This is a genomic window from Streptomyces sp. NPDC052721 (assembly GCF_040678315.1).
Classification (GTDB): Bacteria; Actinomycetota; Actinomycetes; order Streptomycetales; family Streptomycetaceae; genus Streptomyces.
This window is the reverse complement of sequence record NZ_JBFATL010000051.1, coordinates 38,459-59,028: the sequence shown is the minus strand read 5'-3', so window position 1 is coordinate 59,028 and position 20,570 is coordinate 38,459. Positions and strand designations below refer to the sequence as shown.

Here is a 20,570-nt window from a genome sequence, read left to right as displayed (position 1 = left end):
CCGTAGCGGCGCCCGCAGCCTCCAGGCACAGCCCGGACTCCACGCCGACGACCGTGCCGTCGGCGTTCACCCGCCACTGCTGGTTCGCACCGCCGGAACAGGTCCAGATCTGCACCCGGGTACCGGCCGCGGTGGCGTGGCCCGGAACATCCAGGCACATGTTGCCGTACACGGTGAGCTGGTTGCTGTCCGTCAGCGTCCACTGCTGGTTGGTCCCGCCCCAGCAGTCATACATCTGCAGATACGCGCCGTTGGTCTGGCTGGCGCCCGGCACATCGACACACCGGCCGGAACCAACACCGCGCAAGGCGCCACTAGAAGCCGCCTGAGCCGGGGCAGCGACGAGCATCGCCGCCAACGCGGCCAGGGCCGCAACCACGGCGGCGAGCACCACAGACGGATGCCTGCGGCTGAAACTTCCTCTGTGCATGCGGACTTCCTCAACCTTGAGTAGGCGGTTCCGGTTGACCTCGTCAGAGGTTGTCCGGACTGTCGGTGTGATGCGGTGTGCAGCGGTCTGTGAGCACCACGGCAGACCCCTTGTGACTTCCCGGTCCTTCGCGGCGCTCGGAAAGACCGGTGGCGCCCGGCACCTTCGGGCGGCATGGGCACCCGGGGTGGAGGCTCGGAGGGCGTCCGGTGAGGCCGCCGCGGTCCCGGACGTCATCAGGACTGCCGCGGCCGGCAGGCCCGGGACCCCGGATTGGCGAGGCCATGACATACGCATGCGGCACGGCTCCTTGCGGCTCTGCGTTCTGGCGGTGTGACTCAGAGTTGCCACTTGCTGCGCGACGGAGCGACTCCCATACGTTCGTGATATCGAACAAAGGTCGAAGTCCCGAGCACCCTGCATGATAGGGAACCAGTGAACGGCGTCAATACTTCTCGCATGTGTCGCTACCAGACCCGAAACATTTCGTTGGACCTGGCGCGAAACGGCGCACGTCACACGGTCAAATGGGGGTCACCAGACTCGCACCGGAGCGGAGCGATCTCGCGGACGGTGCCGGCACCCGGTGGCACCCTCGTCCGTGACACACCGGCTTTCCGAGCGGCGTCAGAAATTTCGCTCTCATCCGGGCGCCCGACACCCCTGAAGTCGGCTCCGCTCGCCCCCGAGACCTGAGGCGCGGCGCGTGTGGTGGCCTCATGGGCTTCGACAGAACGCCGGCCTGAGCGGGAACGGGAAAGCGCAGGTCAAGACCGGCGTTTCGGCCCGCTGTCCGCATGCGCGCGCCCAGCGCGCCAAACGAGCGTGCCGCGATTCCGAAAGTTTCGAGCAAAGGACGGAACTTTTTCTGCGGAGAGTCTTGACGATGCATCGTCAATACCTCAGCATCCCTGTCTGAGAACCGGCCATAGTTCGAGATTTCGATCCACATCGGCCTGGGCAATCCGTACTGAACGGCAGATCCACGCACAGCTGCACGACAGACACGCGCAGCGAAGCACCTGCGCCACCCCCCTTTCGTTCCGGTGAGGTTCGCACCAGCGCGTCCTGGCTCTTCGTGCGGTTGGAGAGGTACGTGACGGCGCGTGACGGTCCCCCGGCTGAGCCGCGATGGAGTACCCCGTGCCTGTGCCGAAACACCGCTGCCGCCCGCCGTACGTCACCTGGCGGCCGACCGGGTGCCGTCCCGTGACAGCGGTGTCCGGTGATTCCGTACTGCCCGGGTTCCGGCCCGCCCCGTCCGTCCGCCGGGTGGGAGCGGACGACGCTTTCCCCTCCGCTTCAGTCATTCCGTGATTTCTACCTTGGAGGCACAGTCATGGGCTTGTATGCCCTTCCCAGACCCGTTATCCGCCGGAAGATCCGCGGCCTGCTGTTGGTGCTGGTCGTCGGCGTCCTCGGTGTGGTCGCCGCACTGGTCACGCCGCCGACCGCACACGCCGCCGAGAGCACGCTCGGCGCCGCGGCGGCGCAGAGCGGCCGCTACTTCGGCACCGCCATCGCCTCGGGCAGGCTGGGCGACTCGGCGTACACGTCGATCGCGGGCCGTGAATTCAACATGGTGACGGCCGAGAACGAAATGAAGATCGACGCCACCGAACCGCAGCGGGGCCAGTTCAACTTCACCGCCGGTGACCGCGTCTACAACTGGGCCGTGCAGAACGGCAAGCAGGTGCGCGGTCACACCCTGGCCTGGCACTCGCAGCAGCCCGGCTGGATGCAGAGCCTCAGCGGCAGCTCGCTGCGCCAGGCGATGATCGACCACATCAACGGCGTGATGGGCCACTACAAGGGCAAGATCGCCCAGTGGGACGTCGTGAACGAGGCCTTCGCCGACGGCAGTTCGGGAGCCAGGCGCGACTCCAACCTGCAGCGCACCGGCAACGACTGGATCGAGGTCGCCTTCCGCACCGCGCGTGCCGCCGACCCGGCCGCCAAGCTCTGCTACAACGACTACAACATCGAGAACTGGACCTGGGCCAAAACACAGGCCGTGTACGCCATGGTCCGGGACTTCAAGCAGCGCGGCGTGCCGATCGACTGCGTCGGCTTCCAGTCGCACTTCAACAGCGGCAGCCCGTACAACAGCAACTTCCGCACCACCCTGCAGAGCTTCGCCGCCCTCGGCGTCGACGTGGCCATCACCGAACTCGACATCCAGGGCGCCTCGGCCACGACCTACGCCAACGTGACCAACGACTGCCTGGCCGTCCAGCGCTGCCTCGGTATCACCGTCTGGGGTGTGCGCGACACCGACTCCTGGCGATCGGGGGACACGCCGCTGCTGTTCAACGGCGACGGCAGCAAGAAGCCTGCCTACACCGCCGTCCTCAACGCACTCAACGGCGGCTCCACCACTCCGCCCCCTTCGGATTCCGGACAGATCAAGGGCGTCGGTTCCGGCCGCTGCCTGGACGTGCCCGGCGCCAGTACCGCCGACGGTACCCAGCTCCAGCTGTGGGACTGCAACAACGGCACCAACCAGCAGTGGACGTACACCGCCGCCGGCGAGCTCAGGGTCTACGGCAACAAGTGCCTGGACGCCGCCGGCACCGGCAACGGCACCAAAGTCCAGATCTACGGCTGCTGGGGCGGCGACAACCAGAAATGGCGCATCAACTCCGACGGATCCATCGTCGGCGCCCAGTCCGGCCTCTGCCTCGACGCCGTCGCAGGCGGCACCGCCAACGGCACCCTGATCCAGCTCTACTCCTGCTCGAACGGCAGCAACCAACGCTGGACCCGCACCTGATGGGACCCGCCACAAACGAAAGGGTGAATCGATGACGGCCTACGGTGCGGCTTCCCCTGCCCCGCCACCAAGACATCGCTGGTGGTCCCGGGTCGCCGCCGTGGTGGCAGCGGCCCTCGCGATCGGCATGCTCACCACGGTGAATCCGACGCCCGCCGAGGCGGCGACGGTGGACACCAATGCCTGGTACGTCCTGGTCAATCGCAACAGCGGCAAGGCGCTGGACGTCTCTGGCGCGTCCACCGCCGACGGCGCGCGGGTCAGCCAGTGGACGCGCAACGACGGAGCCAACCAGCAGTGGCAGTTCGTGGACTCCGGAGGCGGCTTCTACCGGCTCAAGGCCCGGCACTCGGGCAAGGTTCTCGACGTGGCCGGCGCCTCGACCGCCGACGGTGCCGCGATCCAGCAGTGGGCCGACGGTAACGGGGCCAACCAGCAGTTCCGCCTGGCCGACTCCGACGCGGGTCACGTCCGGCTGATCAACCGCAACAGCGGCAAGGCGGTGGAGGTGCAGGGCGCCTCCACCGCCGACGGCGGCAACGTCGTCCAGTACACCGACTGGGGCGGCGCCAACCAGCAATGGCAGATGATCAAGCTGTCGTCCGGTGGCGGCGGATGCGGCAGCGCCCCGACCCTGACGAGCGGAACGCACACGATCCAGAGCGGCGGTAAGAGCCGCAGCTTCATCCTCAGGGTTCCCGACAACTACGACAACGGCCACCCCTACCGGCTGATCTTCGCGTTCCACTGGCGGGGCGGAACAGCCGCCGACGTCGCCTCGGGCGGCACGAGCGGGAACGCCTGGTCCTACTACGGCCAACAGGAACAGTCGAACAACACCGCGATCCTCGTCGCCCCCCAGGGCCTCGGCAACGGCTGGGCCAACTCCGGCGGTGAGGACGTCACCTTCGTCGACGACATGATCCGGCGAATCGAGGGCGGCCTCTGCGTCAACCCGGCGCAGCGTTTCGCCACAGGATTCAGCTGGGGCGGCGGCATGAGCTACGCGCTCGCCTGCAGCCGGGCGAACGTCTTCAGGGCCGTTGCGGTCATGTCCGGTGCCGAGATCAGCGGGTGCAGCGGCGGCACCCAGCCCATCGCCTACTTCGGAATCCACGGCGTCAGCGACTCCGTCCTCAACATCGCGCAAGGACGGTCCCTGCGCGACCGATTCGTCGGCAACAACGGCTGCACCCCCCAGAGCCCGCGCGAGCCCGCGCCGGGCAGCCGTACGCACATCACCACCACCTACTCGGGCTGCCGTGCCGGGTACCCGGTCCAATGGGCCGCGTTCGACGGAGGCCACATACCCGGTCCGGTCGACGGCTCCTCCGGCGAAAGCGGCATCACCACCTGGACCAAAGCAGAGATCTGGAGGTTCTTCGCACAGTTCCAGTAACACGTCCGCACCACGGAGTGGAGCCAGGGTGATCCTGGCTCCACTCCGCCGACGTCTATCCCAGATCGAAGAAGGGAGCGGCCTTTCAGGAGAGCTCCACGCCTTCGGCCCCCCCGCGGGGGGAGGTATCGCCCGCCCCGTTCACGGCCTCGCAGGCCCGCCACGGCCACGGGTTTGCTGAACGAGGGCGACGGTGGCGGTGATCTCGGCGGCCTCCTGCAAGAGATGGTCGGCGGGCCACCGGGGACCGCGCTCATCGACTCCGCCACGAGCTTCGCAATGATCCGCGGAGGCCACATCGACACCGCAGCCCTCTGCGCCATGCACGTCTCGGCAGACGGTGACCCGGCCAACTGGATGATCCCCGGCAAGATGGATCCGGCCGCCTGCACCTCCTACCTGCTGGACGGCCCGCGGCGCGAATGCTGGCAGACCACATGGTGTGCTATCCGCCCTCCCGGCCGCATGGCGGGAGGGCAAGCCCTCCAGCCGCTCCTACCCGACCGTCTCGCCGAGGACTTCATCGCACTCACTCTGCCCGACAGCACCGCGCCGAACACCGGACATCCGTGGGCGCGGCACATGCTGGATGCGCTGTGCGCTCAGGACGGGCCGCGGGCGGCATACGGTACCCACGCGGTCACGGTGCTGGTCACGGCGGCGCAGCGACGGCCGCACGCCGGACGCGACCATCTGCGGCATGTGGCGCTTGTTTGTGCCGAGTTTGCCGCCCGGCCAGCGCGGGGTCGATCCGGCGATAGCGTGATCCTCATGACGGCTGAAGACGAGGCGCTGGTCGGCGGGATGATGAACGCGGGTGCGGTCTTCCGCCGGGGGGAGTTGGTGGAGCGTCCGGCACCGCGCAACGCGCGCGCTCTGCATGCCCATCTCCTTGCGTTGAAGGAGCGCGGCTTCGACGCGGCGCCGGTCCCTGTCGGTCTCACCGCGGATGGCCGCGAGCAGCTGACCTTCGTCCCTGGCGACGTGGCTCTGCCGCCGTACCCGGACTGGGCGATGACGAAGACAGCCGTCGAATCGGTGGGGAGCCTGCTGCGGCGTCTGCATGAGACCAGCGCGGCCGTCGCGGTGGACCCTCATGCCGAGTGGCCCCGGGACCTGGCCGACCCGGAGGGGGGAACGATGCTGTGCCACAACGATGTGTGCCCGGACAATGTCGTCTTCCGCGACGGCCGCGCTGCTGCCCTGATCGATTTCGACTTGGCGGCCCCGGGCCGTCCCCTGTGGGACGTTGCCATGACCGCGCGCTATTGGGTGCCCATGCTCGATCCCGCATCCGCCGCCACCCTCCACCCCTCCGGCCTGGACGCGCCCGCACGGCTGAGGATCCTTGCCGACAGCTACGGCCTCTCGGCGGGGGACCGCGCCGAGTTGGCCGGCGTCATCGAGCAGGCCACGGAGGTCTGCCGGGCCTTCGTCGCCCGCCGCGTTGCCGACGGCGACCCCGTCTATCTCCAGGCGCTGGCCGAGCGTGGTGGATGGGAACGCTGGGACCGTATGCAGACATGGTTGATGGACCACCGCGAGACATTCACGGCTGCCCTGCTGAGCTGACCGGACCGGACGTTCGAGGACAAACTCACGGGCCTCAATATCCTAACCACCCGTGGATACGTCACGGTCTTCGACGAGGACGTGATCCGTCACTACGTCACACACCTCGACAAGCGCAAGGTCGAACTCGGCTCCTGCGACAGGCCATACGGCTCTCCTGCCAACACGAGCACGCCTGCACCGCTGTCCGATGCTGCACGTCAACCCCAAGACGCCGGCCCGCCTCGGTGAACTCGAGAAGGACCTCCTCTCACGCCGTGAGCGTGCGGAACGAGAGCGATGGGCCGGTCAGATCGCAGGACTCAACCTCACCCTCGTCCTCCTCCGCTCCGAACGCGGCGAAACCCAGCGCATGGCACGCCGACCCGCTGTCGGCCTTGGGATTCCCAAACCGCGCAGGGTGAGGGAGAACCCGTGAGGCACGACTGCGGCGCACATCTCACTCCGACGCTGACGCGCTGGCCAGGGCCTGCCGGACCTCAGCTGCGGGGAATGGAGTGCGCTTGGTCTCCGTAACAAGTCGATGGGCGAAGTCGTCCATGACGACGGCGTGCGGGGCATGGCGATCAATGATGGCCATGATCCCGGGAGGAACGCCGTCAGGGCGGCGGCCCGCGATCCATTCGCGCAGGAAAGTCCCGAGTTCCGTGTCACCGCGCACGGCCTCGGGCAGGTGGTGGCGCAGCAGATGCCACGGTGCGTAGCAGCGGTCATACATGAGGTGGTCGGCGAGGAAGGCGGCTTCCTGGGCCGAGAGCTCGAAGTGGCGGCTGAGCGCAAGCCCGAAGTCCGCGAAGTACACCTGTTGACCGTCGGTCAGCAGGTTGTCGAAGTGCGTGTCAAAGTGCACCAGCCCGCGTGAACTCATGAACTCGGTCCCCCGCAGCAGCGCGTCTTCCACCCACAGATACGAGGAGTCGTCTCCTGGCTCCGTGCTAGCCGCGTCACGGGTGTCGCTGAGCCAGGCCGCGAGTGTCTGAGGCACGTGCTCCAGGAAGAGCACCAAACTGAGGGAGGATCTTCCGATGGCTTCCAGCCGATGACGTACGGCAGGCGATCCCTCCCAATGCGCGACGGCTCCCTCGACGCCCCCGAACTCATCAGCGAAGTCGACAGGCGGCCGGTCCGGCAGAACCCGCCAGTGATACATGAGCGGGAAACCGGCAAACTCGTCCCTCAGAACCCAAGCGGTGGTCATGACGTGCGCGGCCAGTTCACGCCAAGCCCCGAAGCCTGCCGACCCCACCCCGTACTGGTAGTAGAGAGGGAGTTCGAACAGGTTGGCGGTCGAGCGCACATGCTCCGGCCGCGACTCGATGTCCGTCAGCGGGATCCGCTTGACGAAGACAGGTATCCCCGCGACCTCCATCTCGCCCCGTCTGCCACCGAGGCCCGAGCCCAGTGCCGGCGCGGCAGCCATCGCATCGCCGAGCCTGCGGTCGCTGAGCAACGAGAGCTGTGCTCCTACGGCCGCGTAAGCGGATACACGTGCGGCGGATAGTGGCTCGGTTCCATCCATCGGTGACTCCTGCCTGACATCACACTGACCGCTGTCGATCATGCCAGGCATCCCGATGCGACTCCCGATGTCGCCGTCAACGGCTCCCCGAGAAGCCGAGACAGCCCATTCTCCGCCACGACCGCACCACCGCGCCTACCAAGCGGCACTGAACCGGCCCACGATGAACCGACGGATCGAGGACTTCATCACTGGGCATCCGCACTGGCCCTCCGCTCGGGACGCCCCGCGAAGTGATCCCTGACGACCCGCACGGCGCCATCGGCGCCGAACGGTTCCGCCGCACCCTGGCCTGGCACATCGCCCGCCGTCCCGGAGGACTCGTCGCCCTCGCCATGCAGTACGGCCATATGCGCACCGCCGTCAGCGCCGGCTACGCCGCCCACAGCCGTGACGGAATCCACGACCTGCTCGACATCGAGAGCGCCGGCGCCACCGCGGACCCGCTCGCCACCCTGCACGACGATCTCGCCTCGGGCGTCGGCGTGCAGGGGCCGGCCGCGAGGCGCGCCATCCACGCTGCCGCACAGGCATCCTGGCGGCGCCCCCGAGCGCTCGAGCGGCGCCCTGACCGTCGTTGCCCTGGCCACCGAAGCGGACGTTCCCCGCAACGCGCTCACCCAGCGTCAAGGAACTCCGCACCGCGGACCAGGAGGAACTCGCCGAACTGCGCGCCGACCGCGAAGCCCTCGTCCGCGTCGTCAACCAGCTGACACTGCAGCACCGGCAGTTCCGCCGGCAGCTCACGGCCCCCGCCCCCGTCGTCCGTATCCCCGCCTGAGGATCGGGCAGCGCACATCGCCGCCATCAACCTTTGGCTCCCCAATCGGTGAGGGCGGGCGAAGCCCGCCCTCACACCAGCTTCGAAACACCTCCAGGACTTGGTTTCCGGGCCGGAGCTTCAGCTCTTGGTCAGGGTGCGGCCGAGAAGGGGCAGCAGGCGGTCCCAGTGAAGCTGCAGTGCGGCGGCGTTGAAGGCATCGGTGTCGGACATGGTGAAGCCGTGGACGGTGCCGGGGTAGATCTCGGAGGTGTAGCCGACACATGCCGCGTCCAGGGCCTTGTTGAGCTCGCCGAGGGCCTCCGGCGTCAAGTCGCTCTCGGCGTGGCCGAAGTGGACCTCGGCGGTGAGCTGCGAGAGGCCGTCGGGTCCGTCGGCTCCCACCGGGCCGTGGAATGCGGCGAGGGCGGCTATCTGGCCGGGGTGGGCCGCGGCGGTGCGCGTCGCCAGGAGGCCGCCCATGCAGTAGCCGGTCACCGCGACCGGTCCGGCGCTGACCTCGGGCTGGGCAGTGAGGAACCTGAGGTAGGCGTCGGCGTCGCTCAGGACACGTTCTGTGGTGTGCTCCTCGATCAAGGGCATCAGCTGGGCGAAGACTGCGGGCCGGGCCTCTTCTCCGATGTACTCGGGAAGTTCGATCACCGGTGCCGGGCCGTGCCGGTAGAAGAAGTTGGGCACGAGGACGTAGTACCCGTGCCCGGCCAGTTCGCGGGCCATTTCTCGCAGCACGGGCCGGATGCCGAAGCCATCCGCGTACATCAGCACCCCTGGGTGCTGCCCGCCGCGGTCGGGGAAGGCAGCGAAAGCGTCGGCCTGGCCGTCCGCGGTGGGAATCTGCAGCGTCTTGGTGGGCATGAATGCTCCTGTCGTGGTTGATGTGTGGAGCCTGCGATCAACACGACGGAGGCGGAGCCCGCGCGGCAGCCCGAGATCTGCGATCGAACAGCGGGCCCGCGCTGGCCCGTACGGCGCTCAGAAGGGCACCGGGTCACCAATCCGTGTGTGGCGCAATGCCGTCCCGGTAGTCATGTCTGCAACATAGCCCACGCAACAAGCCCGCCGCTAAGCCCGATAGGACCCGTCCGGCGGATCACGCTTGCGCCTGGGAGGTCGTAGAGGTAGGGGCTGCTCGGTAAGGTCGGGGCGTGCACCGCGATGAGAGCGCTTCCGTCGATTCGACGCCTGTCCTGGACTGGCAGGTCGGGTCCACGTTGCGGTGGATCGATCGACCTGAGGAGGTCGATGCCGCGTTCGATCGGGGTGAGCCGCTCGTGGGGGTGGCTGTCATCGCTCTCGCCCTCAATCACGTGGACGCGGACGTGATTCTGCCGCGGGTCAGCGAGGCGATGGAGTCCGAGGATGCGGAGATCCGCCGCCAAGGTGTCATCGCTCTGGCCCACGTCGCTCGTCTGCATCGGACTGTTGATCAGCGATCTCTCGCGCTACTCCGCGCTTGCCCGCGCGGCAACGAGGCCGATGACGACCTGTGGTCGTTCGTCGCTCACCGTCGGCTGCCGTGGTGGCTTTGGCGGCACCACTTCACCCAGCGATTGACCTCGTTGTTCCGCGGCGGCTGGCGGGTTTGACGGCTGACGGTCCCGAAATCGGCGTCCCACCCTTATCCCGGCCGGCAGATCATGGGTGGAGCCACAAGCGGATCGCCGCCGCAGTGACGCTGCCGTGGAAGACGTAGGCCCGCTGGTCGCCACGGCACGGGAGTTCGCAGCGACGGGCAGGCGAACGTACGCGAGTCCGGCGCTTGGTCAGCCGCAGCGGCGTGAGCCGATCAGGAACGCGTCCCCATCGCCTCCGGCCGAACCGCACTCGTTCTGGACGCGGACGGCGCGGAGTTGTGGCGCACCTGCCGTCGCGGGTGCGCCGGATGTGGATGGAGGCGTCCTGGTTGCCGCGGCAGATCCACTTCCCCGTGCATGCCACGGCCAGCGCCAGGTGTGAGCCGACGTAAGGGTAGGTGGCCACCGGCGTTTCGGTGTGGCGTTAGCGAGCTGACCATGTCCGGTTACCCGGAGAAGGTCTCCCGCCACGCCTTTGCCGACCCCGGATTCCGGCCGGCCGCCGACGGCGCACCCGACGTGACCGTGTGGGACTTCTCCGGCAAGGGGCCGGAGGGCACCGCACCGCGTCAGCTGCGCTGCCATGAGACCGTCACCGCACTCGCCCGGCGCCCCGGCCCGGCCGGCCATCTGGCCAGCGGCGGCCACAACGGCACCATCGCGCTCTGGTGCGCCCCGGCCGGTAGGCCCCAGACACAGATGAGCCCGGTGCGTGAACTGGACGGGCACGGCTCGGCGGTCGCAGCGCTGGCCTGGGCCGGACCCCATCTGCTGATCGCCGCCTGGCGCGACGGCCGTGTCCGGGCCTGCGGCGTGCCCTCCCGGAATGCCCTGTGAACCGCTCCGTGATCCAGGCCGCCGCGAACCGGCCCTACACCCTCGTCGTCTGCCGGGGCTGCTGCGACCAGGCCACGTCATCGTCGTCCAACCCTCGACCGCAGGCCGCCGGGCCGGCGCCCGCGCCGTGTGGATCGGCTTCGCTATGGACGACGAGTGCACCGACGACCTGCTCAATCGGGCAGCCGCCGGCGGGCCGGGCGTCGCCGAGCCGCCGGCCACGCTGGCACTGCAGGTCATCCGCCCGCCCCGGGAGGCACGGGCCCGTGCACGCCGGTGAATCCCTGCAAGCCACGGACGGCCGTGACGTCATCGCGGCGTCCGTCGCTGCCACGCTCCAGGCCCCGGCCACCCCTCCCGGCTGCTGATCCTCACTACCCTGCGGCACGCACCCTGCTCCGTCGGCGACCTCGCCGCCACCGTCGGCATGGAACAGCCGTCGTCTCCCGCCAACTGCGCCTGCTGCGTGCCCTCGGCCTGGTTACCCGACGCCGAGAGGGCCGGCGCAGCGTCTACAGCCTCTACGACGACCACGTCGCCCCACTCCTCGACCAAGCCGTCCACCACCTCGAGCACCTGCGCCTGGACGTCCGCGGCAACCGCCATTAGTAATGGGATCCATTTTCATGTAGCGTCTTCCTCGCCCATCCGAGGAGGAGAACCATGGCCGTCCCCAAGCGGAAGATGTCCCGCAGCAACACCCGTCACCGCCGCGCCCAGTGGAAGGCCGCCACGCCGACGCTGGTGCCGGTCATGATCGACGGCGTGCGTCACCTTGTACCGCAGCACCTGGTCAGGGCCTACGAGCGCGGGTTGCTGCGCCCCGAGGGCTGAGGGGAACGGAGATGGCGCACGACCCGCTGCCGGTGACCGTTCTGTCCGGCTTCCTCGGCGCGGGGAAGACCACGCTGCTCAACCATGTGCTCGGCAACCGGGAGGGGCTGCGCGTCGCGGTCATCGTCAACGACATGAGCGAGGTGAACATCGACGCGGCGCTCGTGCGCGGCGGTGAGGCGGCGCTGTCGCGGACCGAGGAGCGGCTGGTCGAGATGACCAACGGGTGCATCTGCTGCACGCTGCGCGACGACCTGCTGGTGGAAGTGGACCGGCTGGCCCGGGAGGGGCGGTTCGACTACCTGCTCATCGAGTCCAGCGGCATTTCCGAGCCCATGCCGGTCGCGGCCACCTTCGCCTTCGCCCGCGACGACGGTGCCACCCTCGGCGATCTCGCACGTCTCGACACCATGGTCACGGTTGTCGACGCCGCCGACTTCCTGCCCGAACTGGCCAGCGGAGACGAGCTCGTCGAGCGCGGCCTGGACCAGTACGAGGACGACGAACGCACGGTCAGCGACCTGCTGATGGACCAGATCGAGTTCGCCGACGTCATCGTGCTCAACAAGCTCGACCTGGTCGACGACGAGGCTGCCGAGCGACTGCGGGCGACGCTCACCCGCCTCAACCCGGCGGCCCGGGTCGTGCCCGCCGTCCACGGACGCGTGGAGCTCAAGGACGTACTCGGCACCCGGCTGTTCGACCTGGAGCGTGCCCAGCAGGCACCCGGCTGGGTCATGGAGCTCAATGGCGACCATGTGCCGGAGACCGAGGAGTACGGCATCTCCTCCACCGTCTTCCGCTCCGAACTGCCCTTTCACCCTGGACGGTTGTCGCGGTTCGTCACCGAGGAGATGGACAGTGGCGCCTACGGGCAGGTCCTGCGCTCCAAGGGTTTCTTCACCCTGGCCAGCCGCCCGCAGGTGACGGGGCTGTGGTCGCAGGCCGGCTCCGTCGCCCGCTTCGAGCCCTCCGCCGCCCGCGACACCGACAGCCCGGCAGGCCAGGAGCTGGTCTTCATCGGCACGCACCTGCATGCCGAGGCGCTGCATGCCGCGCTCACCGACTGCCTGCTGGCCGACGGTGAGAGCCTGCCGGCGGACGATCCGTTCCCCGCCTGGGACACCTACGGCATCGACGACGCCTGCGACCACGAACCACCCGTACTCGTGGCGCGGCCCTGAGACTCCGGGCCGGGCGGTGGACGCAGCCACGGCGCCGTTCGGCCCGGTACATCCCGTACGGACGGAGACCGAATCGGGAGGCCGGCATGACGGAGCACACAGAACACGGTGTACGGCTGGGCACGGTCCAGGAGACCCTGCTGATCCCGCTGTACGGGCGGGCGGTGGACAACCGGAAGCCGGACGCCATCCTGCGCGACACACGGGCCGAGGAGATCGTCGCCTCGATCGACTACGACTTCGCCCGCTTCGACGGCCTGCCCAGCCTGACGGGAGCGGTCCTGGGCACCGCCCTGTTCGACCGCTGGGTCGCGGAGTTCCTCACCGAGCACCCCTCCGGCACGGTCGTGGAACTCGGTACGGGACTCGACACGCGGTACGAGCGGGTCGGCAACGGCCGCGCCCGCTGGTTCGAGCTCGACCTGCCCGACGTGATCGACCTGCGTCGGTCCTTCTTCACCGACACTCCGCGCCGGACGACCATCGCCGCTTCGGTAACGGATCCGGCCTGGGCATCATGACCGCCCAGGACGAGCACGACGCGCTGAGCAAGGTGGACGCCCGGATGCAGGGGTCCTGCACTGGCCCAAGTAGCTCGCGTACCGTCAAACCACCCCGAAATGCGCCTCTCGGACAGCGCTCGTTTCGGCCGCTTCAAGCGGACTAGCCACCCTTCGTTGAGTGGGCATGGTGGCCGCACGCACAGTCAACCCCTGAACTATGTTGCCCCGCCACATGTGCGGCTGACCTGCATGTTTCTACGGTGTGCCGACACGTACCCGTCCCCACCGCACACGAGGAAGTGGCGCACATGGCCTCCGGAACCACCGCTCCCCCACCCCCTGCCAGTCTCCCCCGCATCGTCGCCGCCAGCCTCATCGGGACCACGATCGAGTGGTACGACTTCTTCCTCTACGGCTCCGCCGCCGCGCTGGTGTTCAACAAGCTGTTCTTCCCGGACTCCGACCCGCTCGTCGGCACGCTGTTGTCGTTCCTGACGTACGCCGTGGGGTTCGCGGCCCGGCCGCTGGGAGCGCTCGTCTTCGGGCACTACGGTGACCGGCTGGGGCGGAAGAAGCTGCTGGTGCTGAGCCTGCTGCTGATGGGCGGGGCCACGTTCGCGATCGGCCTGCTGCCCACGCACGCCACCGTCGGCACCGCCGCGCCCGTACTGCTCACCGCGCTGCGGCTGGTGCAGGGCTTCGCGCTCGGCGGCGAGTGGGGCGGTGCCGTCCTGCTGGTGTCGGAGCACGGGGACGCGCGGCGGCGCGGCTTCTGGGCCTCGTGGCCGCAGACCGGCGCGCCGGCCGGGCAACTGCTCGCGACCGGTGTGCTGTCGGTGCTCACCGCCGTACTGTCCGACGACGCCTTCGGCACGTGGGGATGGCGTATTCCGTTCCTGCTCTCCGGGGTGCTCGTGCTCGTCGGTTTGTGGATTCGTCTTTCTGTCGATGAATCGCCCGTCTTCAAGGAGGCGCGGGAGCGGGCCGAGGCGCGGCGGGACGGCGCGCAGGAGAAGCTGCCGCTGGTCTCCGTGCTGCGGCACCACTGGCGGGACGTACTCGTGGCGATGGGCGCCCGCATGGCGGAGAACATCAGCTACTACGTCATCACCGCCTTCATCCTCGTCTATGCCACCACGTCGGCCGGCGTCTCCAAGCAGACCGCGCTCAACGCCGTACTCATCGGCTCGGCCGTGCACTTCGCCGTCATCCCGGCCTGGGGCGCGCTGTCCGACCGGGTCGGGCGGCGGCCCGTGTACCTGCTGGGCGCGGCCGGTGTCGGGCTGTGGATGTTCCCCTTCTTCGCCCTCGTGGACACCGGCTCGTTCGGGTACCTGATCCTCGCCGTCACCGTCGGACTCGTGCTGCACGGCGCCATGTACGCGCCCCAGGCCGCTTTCTTCGCCGAGATGTTCGCGACGCGGATGCGGTACTCGGGCGCGTCCATCGGCGCGCAGTTCGCCTCCGTGGCGGCCGGCGCGCCCGCCCCGCTCATCGCCACCGCGCTGCTCAAGGACTACGGCAGCTCCACCCCGATCGCGCTGTACGTGATCGCCGCCGCCGTGCTGACCCTGATCGCGGTGGGGCTCGGGCGGGAGACCCGGCACCGCGATCTGGCCCAGGTCGACGGTGAGGGCGGGGAGCCCTCCGCGGCGAGTCCGGCCGCGGAGGCGCGCACCGTCTGAGCGGCGACGTCGCGTCCCCTGCCGTCCGCCCGACCGGCCTGGCACCGCACCGGCCTACTGACCGGCCCCGCGCGGGGCCGGTCAGTGCCGTCCCGGTGCCGCCAGCCGGTGCAGTCGCAGGGCCAGCTGGATCTCCAGGGCCCGCGCGGGCGTCTGCCAGTCCTCGCCCAGCAGGCGGCCCACGCGCTCCAGCCGCTGCGCCACCGTGTTCACGTGGACGTGCAGCGCGTCCTTGGTGCGTGCCGGGCTCATCCCGCCCTCGAAGTAGGCGTCCAGGGTCCGCAGCAGTTCCGTGCCGCGCCGCTCGTCGTACGACACCACCGGGCCGATGGTCCGCTCGACGAACCCGGCGATGTCCCGTTCGCCCGCGAGGAGCAGGCCGAGGAAGCCGAAGTCCTCGGCAGCCGCGCCGTCCCCGGCCCGGCCCAGCAGGTGCAGCGCGTCCAGGCAGCGGCGGCCCTCGGCGTAGGCGGCGGTCACGGTCTCGGGGTGCCCGGCGAGGTCGGTGACGGGTGCGGAGGCGCCGACCGTGACCGGCTGGTGGACGGCCGTGCCCAGATGGCGGGCGGTGCGGCGGGCCACCTCCGTGGCGGTGTCGCCGGCGCCGAGCGGCAGCAGCAGGACCGTGCCGCCGTCGCGGGCCGCGGCCAGGCCGTGCCGAGTGGCCGCGAGGTGGGAGGCTGCGGACCAGAGCCGGCGGCGGGCCGCGGCCTCCTCGTCGGCGTCGGCCGCCGGGCCGTCGAGGCGGGCGGCGAGGACGACATGGGTGGCGTCCAGGTCCGCCTGGAGGCGGCTGGCGCGCTCGCGCAGCAGCCGCGGGTCCCGGTCTCTCGCGTCCAGCAGATCGTCCAGCAGCTCGCCGCGCACGCGCTGTTCGGCCTCGGCGGCGGAGCGGCGGGCGAGCAGCAGCAGAGAGGTGACCATCGCCGCGCGCTCCAGGGTGCGCTGGTCGACGGGGTCGAGGCCGGGGTGGCCGCGCAGGACCAGGGCGCCGAGGAGTTCGCCGCCGGCGGCCACCGCGGCGATCCAGTCGCTGCCGTGCCGTACCGCGTGCCCCTCGGCGCGGGAGGCCTCCAGCGCCTCGGCCGGTGCCGCGGCGGCCTCCGTGAACGCGACGGTTCCGGCGAGGACCTGGGAGACGGCGGCTGCCACGTCATGGACTCCGCCGCCGCGCAGGACGAGTTCGGCGAGCCGGTCGTGGACGTCGGACGCGCGCTCGATGACGGCGCTGCGGTCGCGGATGATCTCGTTGGCGTGCTCCAGGCCGGCCAGGGCGGCGCGGGTCTCGGTGAGCAGGTTGGCGGTGTCGATGGCCGCTGCGGCGAGCGCCGCGAAGGAGCCGAGCAGGGCGATCTGCTCGCGTTCGAAGACCCTCGCGCGCCGGTCCGCCGCGAACAGGACGCCGATCACGTGCGGGCCGAGCATCAGGGGCACGCCGAGGATGGCGACCAGCCCCTCGTCGCGGACTCCGGCGTCGATGGTGAGGGTGTGCTGGAAGCGGCCGTCCTGGAAGTAGTCGTCGGTGACGTACGGCCGTGCGGTCTGGGCGACCAGTCCGCCGAGCCCCTCGCCCATGCCGAGGCGCAGTTGCTGGAAGCGGGCGGAGACGGAGCCCTCGGTGACCCGCATGTAGGTGTCGCCGCGGGCCGGGTCGTTGAGGCTGAGGTAGGCGACGTCCGTGCCGAGCAGGGAGCGGGCGCGCTGCACGATCGCCTGCAGGACGGCGTCCAGATCGCGCAGTCCGGCCAGGTCGTGGGCGGTCTCGAAGAGCGCCGACAGCTCCGCCTCTCGCCGTCGGCGGCCCTCCAGTTCCGCTCGTACACGCAGGGCGAGCAGTCTGGCCTCTTCCAGCGCGGCGATGCGGCCGGCCGGCGCGCCCTCGGCTCGGGCGCGCAGCACGGGCTGCTCGTAGGCCTCGACGGAGGCGTCGCGGGCCAGCAGGTCGAGGTACGGGGCCTCGGCGCTGCCGCTGGGTGCCGACTGCAGGTGATCGCGGGACATGGTCACAGGATTCCGTATGGGCCACCCGGCCCGGCAGCCCTGTGGAAAACTCCCGGAGCCGGTGCCGCCGGGCCGGTCAGTGGGCCGTCCACCCGCCGTCCAGGACGAGCGAGGTGCCGGTGACGAAGGACGCCTGCGGGCTGCACAGGTAGGCCACGGCTTCGGCGACCTCCTCGGGTTCGATGAGCCGCCGCACGGCGCTGTCCTTCAGCAGGACCTCGGAGAGCACGCGGTCCTCGGGGATGCCGTGTGCCTGTGCCTGGTCGGCGATCTGCTTCTCGACCAGTGGGGTGCGCACATAGGCCGGGTTCACACAGTTCGAAGTCACTCCATGGGCGGCGCCTTCCAGGGCGGCCGTCTTGGACAGCCCTTCGAGGCCATGTTTGGCGGCCACATAGGCGGACTTGAAGGCCGAGGCACGTAGACCATGGACGGAGGACACATTGACGATCCGGCCCCAGCCCTGTGCGTACATGTGCGGCAGGGCGCCCCGGATGAGGCGGAAGGGTGCCTCCAGCATCACGGTGAGGACCGTGTGGAACACCTCGGGCGGGAACTCCTCGATGGGCCGCACGAGTTGCAGTCCGGCGTTGTTGACCAGCACATCGGTACCGGCGGCGGCGCGTTCGGCGGCGTCCAGGTCGGTGAGGTCCACGACCACGGGTACGACGGTGCCCGCGAGGTCGCCGGTCCGCTCCGCCTGCTGGGCCAGCTCGGCCAGGCCGGCCGCGTCCCGGTCGACGGCGCGCACCTCGGCACCGGCGGCGGCGAGCCGCAGCGCGCAGGCGCGGCCGATGCCGCTGGCGGCACCGGTGACGAGGGCGGTCCGGCCGCCGAGGTCGAGGCTGAGGGCCTGGGGCCGGGGGCCGGGACCCGGCAGGGGGGTGGGCGAGGTCATGTGCCGACCCTAAGTGGAACCCCACGGTCACCACATGTGGTGGCCACCCATACTTCAGCTGGCAGTCATAGGGTCAAACCATGTGGGTGCATCCGACATGGCTTGCTTGATCCGGAAGAGCCCGAACTCATGCAGTTCGGGCAGCGCGTCGACCGTGAACCAGCCGACCTCCAGCGACTCGTCGTCGTTGACCCGGGCCTCGCCGCCCACGGCCCGGCAGCGGATGGTGATGTCCATGTACTGGCAGATGTCGCCGTTGGGGTAGGTCACCGGCTCCAGCGCCTGGACCAGGACGACCCGCTCGGCGACGCAGTGCACCGCCGTCTCCTCGAAGACCTCCCGCACCGCACAGGCCGCGGGCTGCTCGCCCGGCTCCGGGATGCCGCCGATCACCGACCACTTGCGCGTGTCGGACCGCCGGCCGAGCAGCACTCTGCCCTCGTCGTCGAAGACGATCGCGGTGACCCCGGGGAGCCACAGCAGTTGTCGACCGGCGGTGGCCCTGAGCGTGCGGATGAATTCGGGAGTAGCCATGATCCCGACCCTAACGGGCCGATGCGCCGCGTCAGGGCCGGTTCAGAGGTCGTACGACGGTCATACAGCGGTCGTACGGCACACGTACGGCACACGTACGGCTACGCGGCACCGGCGCGCCGGCGGGCGCGCGGTCCGGACCCGATCGCCCAGCCGATCCCGCCCGCGGCGACCAGCACCAGGGCGATCTCCGGGACGATGCCCAGCTCGGTGGCAGGGGTCGTGGACGTGCGCAGCGGTACCTTCTGGACGAGATAGGCGGGCACGAACATGCCGGTCCTCTGGGTGATCCGCCCGTCCGGCATGATGACCGCGCTGACCCCGCTGGTCACCGGCACGGCCACGGTGCGGCTGTGCTCGACGGCGCGGATGCGGGACATGGCGAGCTGCTGGTAGGTCATCTCGCTGCGGTCGAAGGTGGCGTTGTTGCTCGGCACGGAGATCATCTCCGCGCCGTGCGTCACCGTGTCCCGCACGGCCCAGTCGAAGGCGGCCTCGTAGCAGGTGGCCAGGCCCACCTTGGCGCCACCGATGTCGAACACGCCCGGCTTGGTGCCCCGGCTGAAGTCCTGGTGGACCATCTCGGTCCAGCTCTTGTTGACCGCGCCGACCAGCGAACGCAGCGGAAGGTACTCGCCGAACGGCTGGATCTGCCGCTTGTCGTAGGTCTGCGTCGGCCCCTTGACCGGGTCCCACAGGATCTGCTCGTTGAGCAGCCTGCCGTCCCGCTCGACCACGCCGCCGACGGAGACGGGCACGCCGATGTCCTTGGCCGCCTGCTCGATGACGACTGCGGCGTCCGGGTACTCGAAGGGGTCGATGTCGGAGGAGTTCTCGGGCCACAGGACGTAGTCCGGCTTGGCGACCTTGCCCGCCCTGACGTCGGCGGCGAGCTTGTGCGTCTCGCGCGCGTGGTAGTCGAGCACGGCCCGCCGCTGGGCGTTGAACTCCAGCCCGGCGCGCGGCACGTTGCCCTGGATGAGCGCCACGGTCGCGGTGCCGTCCTGCGCGGAGTCGCTCACCAGCGCGCGGGCGGCGACCGAGCCCACCACCGGTACGGCGACGCTGAGCAGCGCGGCGGTCGCGGCGGCCCGCCGCACGACCCGGTTACGGCGCCGCTCGGCGATCAGCCGGCCGGTCTCGTACAGGCCGAAGCCGCACAGGACGACCGCGAAGCCGAGCACGGGGGTGCCGCCCACCGCGGCGAGGGGCAGGAAGACGCCGTCCGCCTGGCCGAACGCGACCTTGCCCCAGGGGAAGCCCTGGAAGGGCGCCCGCGCGCGTGCCGCCTCCCCCGCCGTCCACACGGCCGCGGCCCACACCGGCCAGGCGGGCAGCCTGGAGACGGCGGCGACGCCCACGCCGACCAGCGCGATGAAGACCGCCTCGATGGCGACGAGCGCCAGCCAGGGAACGGGGCCCACCTCCACGCTGGTCCACACCAGCAGGGGCAGCAGGAAGCCCAGCCCGAAGAGGTAGCCGAGGCCCAGGGCGGCCTTCCAGCTCCGGCCGCGCAGCACCCAGCCGAAACCGGCGAAGGCGGGCAGGGCCAGCCACCACAGGGTGCGCGGCGGGAAGCTGACGTAGAGCAGCACTCCGCACAGCGCGGAGGCGGCGGCCGGGACCAGGCGCAGCAGCCCGCCGCCGCGCGCGCCGGAGGCGGGGCCCGGCTGGAGCTGGTCCGACTGGTCCACGGAAGTTGCGGTGACGGTCACCCGGGTGAGTGTACGGCGGGTGACGTCACCGCCGACAGCGCGGTCGGACCCCCGTACACCGGCGTTCGCCGCTGGTGGGCAGCCTGTTCTCGCCGTGGTGGGCGGTCTCCGTCACGTGGCGGGATCACGGTGTTGCTCCGCACCTCGTCCCCAAACCGGTCATGAGCCGTTACGGTGTGCCCAGCTTCGGCGGCGCGGCCGGATCCGGCGCGCGGCCGTGGCCTGCCACAGGTCGGGGGACCGGGTACGGGGGGCGGCGGGTGGGGTCGACGGGGACGGGGTCCGCGACCGGTGCGTACGGTGCGGATGCCCACAGCGCGCGAAGAAGCGT

19 protein-coding genes and 2 pseudogenes are annotated in these 20,570 nt (G+C 70.0%); 13 read left to right on the top strand and 8 right to left on the bottom strand.

The annotated features are described in order from the left end of the window. On the bottom strand, nucleotides 1-430 hold a 430-nt coding region (locus AB0L21_RS34385; RefSeq protein WP_365788200.1), incomplete at its 3' end, for an RICIN domain-containing protein. Between the two features lie 1,339 nt (nucleotides 431-1,769). Between AB0L21_RS34385 and AB0L21_RS34380 the strand changes: the two genes are divergently transcribed. From AB0L21_RS34380 to AB0L21_RS34365, 4 genes and pseudogenes are all read left to right on the top strand, one after another. Further along, entirely contained in the window at nucleotides 1,770-3,203 is a 1,434-nt protein-coding gene (locus AB0L21_RS34380; protein ID WP_365709279.1) for an endo-1,4-beta-xylanase, read from the top strand. Between the two features lie 100 nt (nucleotides 3,204-3,303). After that, nucleotides 3,304-4,602, top strand: coding sequence for an RICIN domain-containing protein (locus AB0L21_RS34375; protein ID WP_365788206.1), 1,299 nt, complete (start codon nucleotides 3,304-3,306; stop codon nucleotides 4,600-4,602). A 240-nt stretch (nucleotides 4,603-4,842) separates the two neighbouring features. Continuing rightward, nucleotides 4,843-4,977, top strand: a pseudogene (locus AB0L21_RS34370) (CoA-transferase); the annotation flags it as partial. Between the two features lie 396 nt (nucleotides 4,978-5,373). Beyond that, nucleotides 5,374-6,174, top strand: coding sequence for an aminoglycoside phosphotransferase family protein (locus AB0L21_RS34365; RefSeq protein WP_365788205.1), 801 nt, complete (start codon nucleotides 5,374-5,376; stop codon nucleotides 6,172-6,174). Nucleotides 6,175-6,613: 439 nt separating this feature from the next. Here AB0L21_RS34365 and AB0L21_RS34360 read toward each other — a convergent pair whose 3' ends face one another. After that, nucleotides 6,614-7,693: a protein kinase family protein gene (locus AB0L21_RS34360; RefSeq protein WP_365788204.1), complete on the bottom strand. Its 1,080-nt coding sequence runs from the start codon at nucleotides 7,691-7,693 to the stop codon at nucleotides 6,614-6,616. A gap of 188 nt (nucleotides 7,694-7,881) precedes the next feature. Further along, nucleotides 7,882-8,211 carry a hypothetical protein gene (locus AB0L21_RS34355; RefSeq protein ID WP_365788199.1) on the bottom strand — a complete coding sequence of 110 codons (330 nt, stop codon included), beginning with the start codon at nucleotides 8,209-8,211 and terminating at the stop codon, nucleotides 7,882-7,884. A gap of 59 nt (nucleotides 8,212-8,270) precedes the next feature. Here AB0L21_RS34355 and AB0L21_RS34350 point away from each other — a divergent pair, with 59 nt between their 5' ends. Then, nucleotides 8,271-8,474, top strand: a complete 204-nt coding sequence (locus tag AB0L21_RS34350; RefSeq protein WP_365788198.1) for a hypothetical protein — start codon at nucleotides 8,271-8,273, stop codon at nucleotides 8,472-8,474. Nucleotides 8,475-8,594: 120 nt separating this feature from the next. On the opposite strand, the gene AB0L21_RS34345 is transcribed toward AB0L21_RS34350, so the two are convergent. Continuing rightward, the gene (locus tag AB0L21_RS34345; RefSeq protein WP_365788197.1) at nucleotides 8,595-9,329 is read right to left on the bottom strand and encodes a dienelactone hydrolase family protein; all 735 of its coding nucleotides are present in this window, start codon (nucleotides 9,327-9,329) and stop codon (nucleotides 8,595-8,597) included. Between the two features lie 290 nt (nucleotides 9,330-9,619). On the opposite strand from AB0L21_RS34345, the gene AB0L21_RS34340 reads away from it, so the two are divergent. The 8 genes and pseudogenes from AB0L21_RS34340 (at nucleotide 9,620) to AB0L21_RS34305 (ending at nucleotide 15,091) form a co-directional block, all read left to right on the top strand. Continuing rightward, nucleotides 9,620-10,060: a hypothetical protein gene (locus AB0L21_RS34340; protein ID WP_365788196.1), complete on the top strand. Its 441-nt coding sequence runs from the start codon at nucleotides 9,620-9,622 to the stop codon at nucleotides 10,058-10,060. Between the two features lie 426 nt (nucleotides 10,061-10,486). After that, nucleotides 10,487-10,885 (top strand): hypothetical protein, encoded by a 399-nt coding sequence (locus tag AB0L21_RS34335; RefSeq protein ID WP_365788195.1) that lies wholly within the window; start codon nucleotides 10,487-10,489, stop codon nucleotides 10,883-10,885. A 145-nt stretch (nucleotides 10,886-11,030) separates the two neighbouring features. After that, entirely contained in the window at nucleotides 11,031-11,165 is a 135-nt protein-coding gene (locus tag AB0L21_RS34330) for a hypothetical protein (RefSeq protein WP_365788194.1), read from the top strand. Then, nucleotides 11,152-11,494, top strand: a pseudogene (locus AB0L21_RS34325) (metalloregulator ArsR/SmtB family transcription factor). The gene AB0L21_RS34330 and the pseudogene AB0L21_RS34325 overlap by 14 nt, the downstream one beginning before the upstream one ends. A 54-nt stretch (nucleotides 11,495-11,548) precedes the next feature. Then, nucleotides 11,549-11,719 (top strand): 50S ribosomal protein L32, encoded by a 171-nt coding sequence (rpmF, locus tag AB0L21_RS34320; RefSeq protein ID WP_365788193.1) that lies wholly within the window; start codon nucleotides 11,549-11,551, stop codon nucleotides 11,717-11,719. Nucleotides 11,720-11,730: 11 nt separating this feature from the next. Then, complete coding sequence (locus tag AB0L21_RS34315; RefSeq protein WP_365788192.1) at nucleotides 11,731-12,903, top strand: GTP-binding protein; 1,173 nt, start codon at nucleotides 11,731-11,733, stop codon at nucleotides 12,901-12,903. A gap of 86 nt (nucleotides 12,904-12,989) precedes the next feature. Continuing rightward, on the top strand, nucleotides 12,990-13,424 hold the full coding sequence (locus tag AB0L21_RS34310) for a class I SAM-dependent methyltransferase (RefSeq protein WP_365788191.1): 435 nt from the start codon (nucleotides 12,990-12,992) through the stop codon (nucleotides 13,422-13,424). Between the two features lie 290 nt (nucleotides 13,425-13,714). Next, complete coding sequence (locus AB0L21_RS34305; RefSeq protein ID WP_365709302.1) at nucleotides 13,715-15,091, top strand: MFS transporter; 1,377 nt, start codon at nucleotides 13,715-13,717, stop codon at nucleotides 15,089-15,091. A gap of 81 nt (nucleotides 15,092-15,172) precedes the next feature. Here AB0L21_RS34305 and AB0L21_RS34300 read toward each other — a convergent pair whose 3' ends face one another. The 4 genes from AB0L21_RS34300 to lnt all read right to left on the bottom strand — a co-directional run bounded on the left by AB0L21_RS34300 (nucleotide 15,173) and on the right by lnt (nucleotide 20,239). Continuing rightward, complete coding sequence (locus AB0L21_RS34300; RefSeq protein ID WP_365788190.1) at nucleotides 15,173-17,092, bottom strand: GAF domain-containing protein; 1,920 nt, start codon at nucleotides 17,090-17,092, stop codon at nucleotides 15,173-15,175. 76 nt (nucleotides 17,093-17,168) lie between these two features. Then, nucleotides 17,169-17,990, bottom strand: coding sequence for a 3-hydroxybutyrate dehydrogenase (locus tag AB0L21_RS34295; protein WP_365788189.1), 822 nt, complete (start codon nucleotides 17,988-17,990; stop codon nucleotides 17,169-17,171). 54 nt (nucleotides 17,991-18,044) lie between these two features. After that, complete coding sequence (locus AB0L21_RS34290) at nucleotides 18,045-18,524, bottom strand: NUDIX domain-containing protein (protein ID WP_365709308.1); 480 nt, start codon at nucleotides 18,522-18,524, stop codon at nucleotides 18,045-18,047. A 101-nt stretch (nucleotides 18,525-18,625) separates the two neighbouring features. Then, nucleotides 18,626-20,239 carry an apolipoprotein N-acyltransferase gene (gene lnt, locus AB0L21_RS34285; RefSeq protein WP_365788188.1) on the bottom strand — a complete coding sequence of 538 codons (1,614 nt, stop codon included), beginning with the start codon at nucleotides 20,237-20,239 and terminating at the stop codon, nucleotides 18,626-18,628. Nucleotides 20,240-20,570 lie beyond the last annotated feature (331 nt).

Bases quoted from the DNA above. Each gene is read 5' to 3' on its own strand.
- AB0L21_RS34380 (WP_365709279.1), top strand. From the start codon at position 1,770: ATGGGCTTGTATGCCCTTCCCAGACCCGTTATCCGCCGGAAGATCCGC.
- AB0L21_RS34365 (WP_365788205.1), top strand. From the start codon at position 5,374: ATGACGGCTGAAGACGAGGCGCTGGTCGGCGGGATGATGAACGCGGGT.
- AB0L21_RS34360 (WP_365788204.1), bottom strand. From the start codon at position 7,693: ATGGATGGAACCGAGCCACTATCCGCCGCACGTGTATCCGCTTACGCG.
- AB0L21_RS34345 (WP_365788197.1), bottom strand. From the start codon at position 9,329: ATGCCCACCAAGACGCTGCAGATTCCCACCGCGGACGGCCAGGCCGAC.
- AB0L21_RS34335 (WP_365788195.1), top strand. From the start codon at position 10,487: ATGTCCGGTTACCCGGAGAAGGTCTCCCGCCACGCCTTTGCCGACCCC.
- AB0L21_RS34330 (WP_365788194.1), top strand. From the start codon at position 11,031: ATGGACGACGAGTGCACCGACGACCTGCTCAATCGGGCAGCCGCCGGC.
- rpmF (WP_365788193.1), top strand. From the start codon at position 11,549: ATGGCCGTCCCCAAGCGGAAGATGTCCCGCAGCAACACCCGTCACCGC.
- AB0L21_RS34315 (WP_365788192.1), top strand. From the start codon at position 11,731: ATGGCGCACGACCCGCTGCCGGTGACCGTTCTGTCCGGCTTCCTCGGC.
- AB0L21_RS34310 (WP_365788191.1), top strand. From the start codon at position 12,990: ATGACGGAGCACACAGAACACGGTGTACGGCTGGGCACGGTCCAGGAG.
- AB0L21_RS34305 (WP_365709302.1), top strand. From the start codon at position 13,715: ATGGCCTCCGGAACCACCGCTCCCCCACCCCCTGCCAGTCTCCCCCGC.
- AB0L21_RS34300 (WP_365788190.1), bottom strand. From the start codon at position 17,092: ATGTCCCGCGATCACCTGCAGTCGGCACCCAGCGGCAGCGCCGAGGCC.
- AB0L21_RS34295 (WP_365788189.1), bottom strand. From the start codon at position 17,990: ATGACCTCGCCCACCCCCCTGCCGGGTCCCGGCCCCCGGCCCCAGGCC.
- AB0L21_RS34290 (WP_365709308.1), bottom strand. From the start codon at position 18,524: ATGGCTACTCCCGAATTCATCCGCACGCTCAGGGCCACCGCCGGTCGA.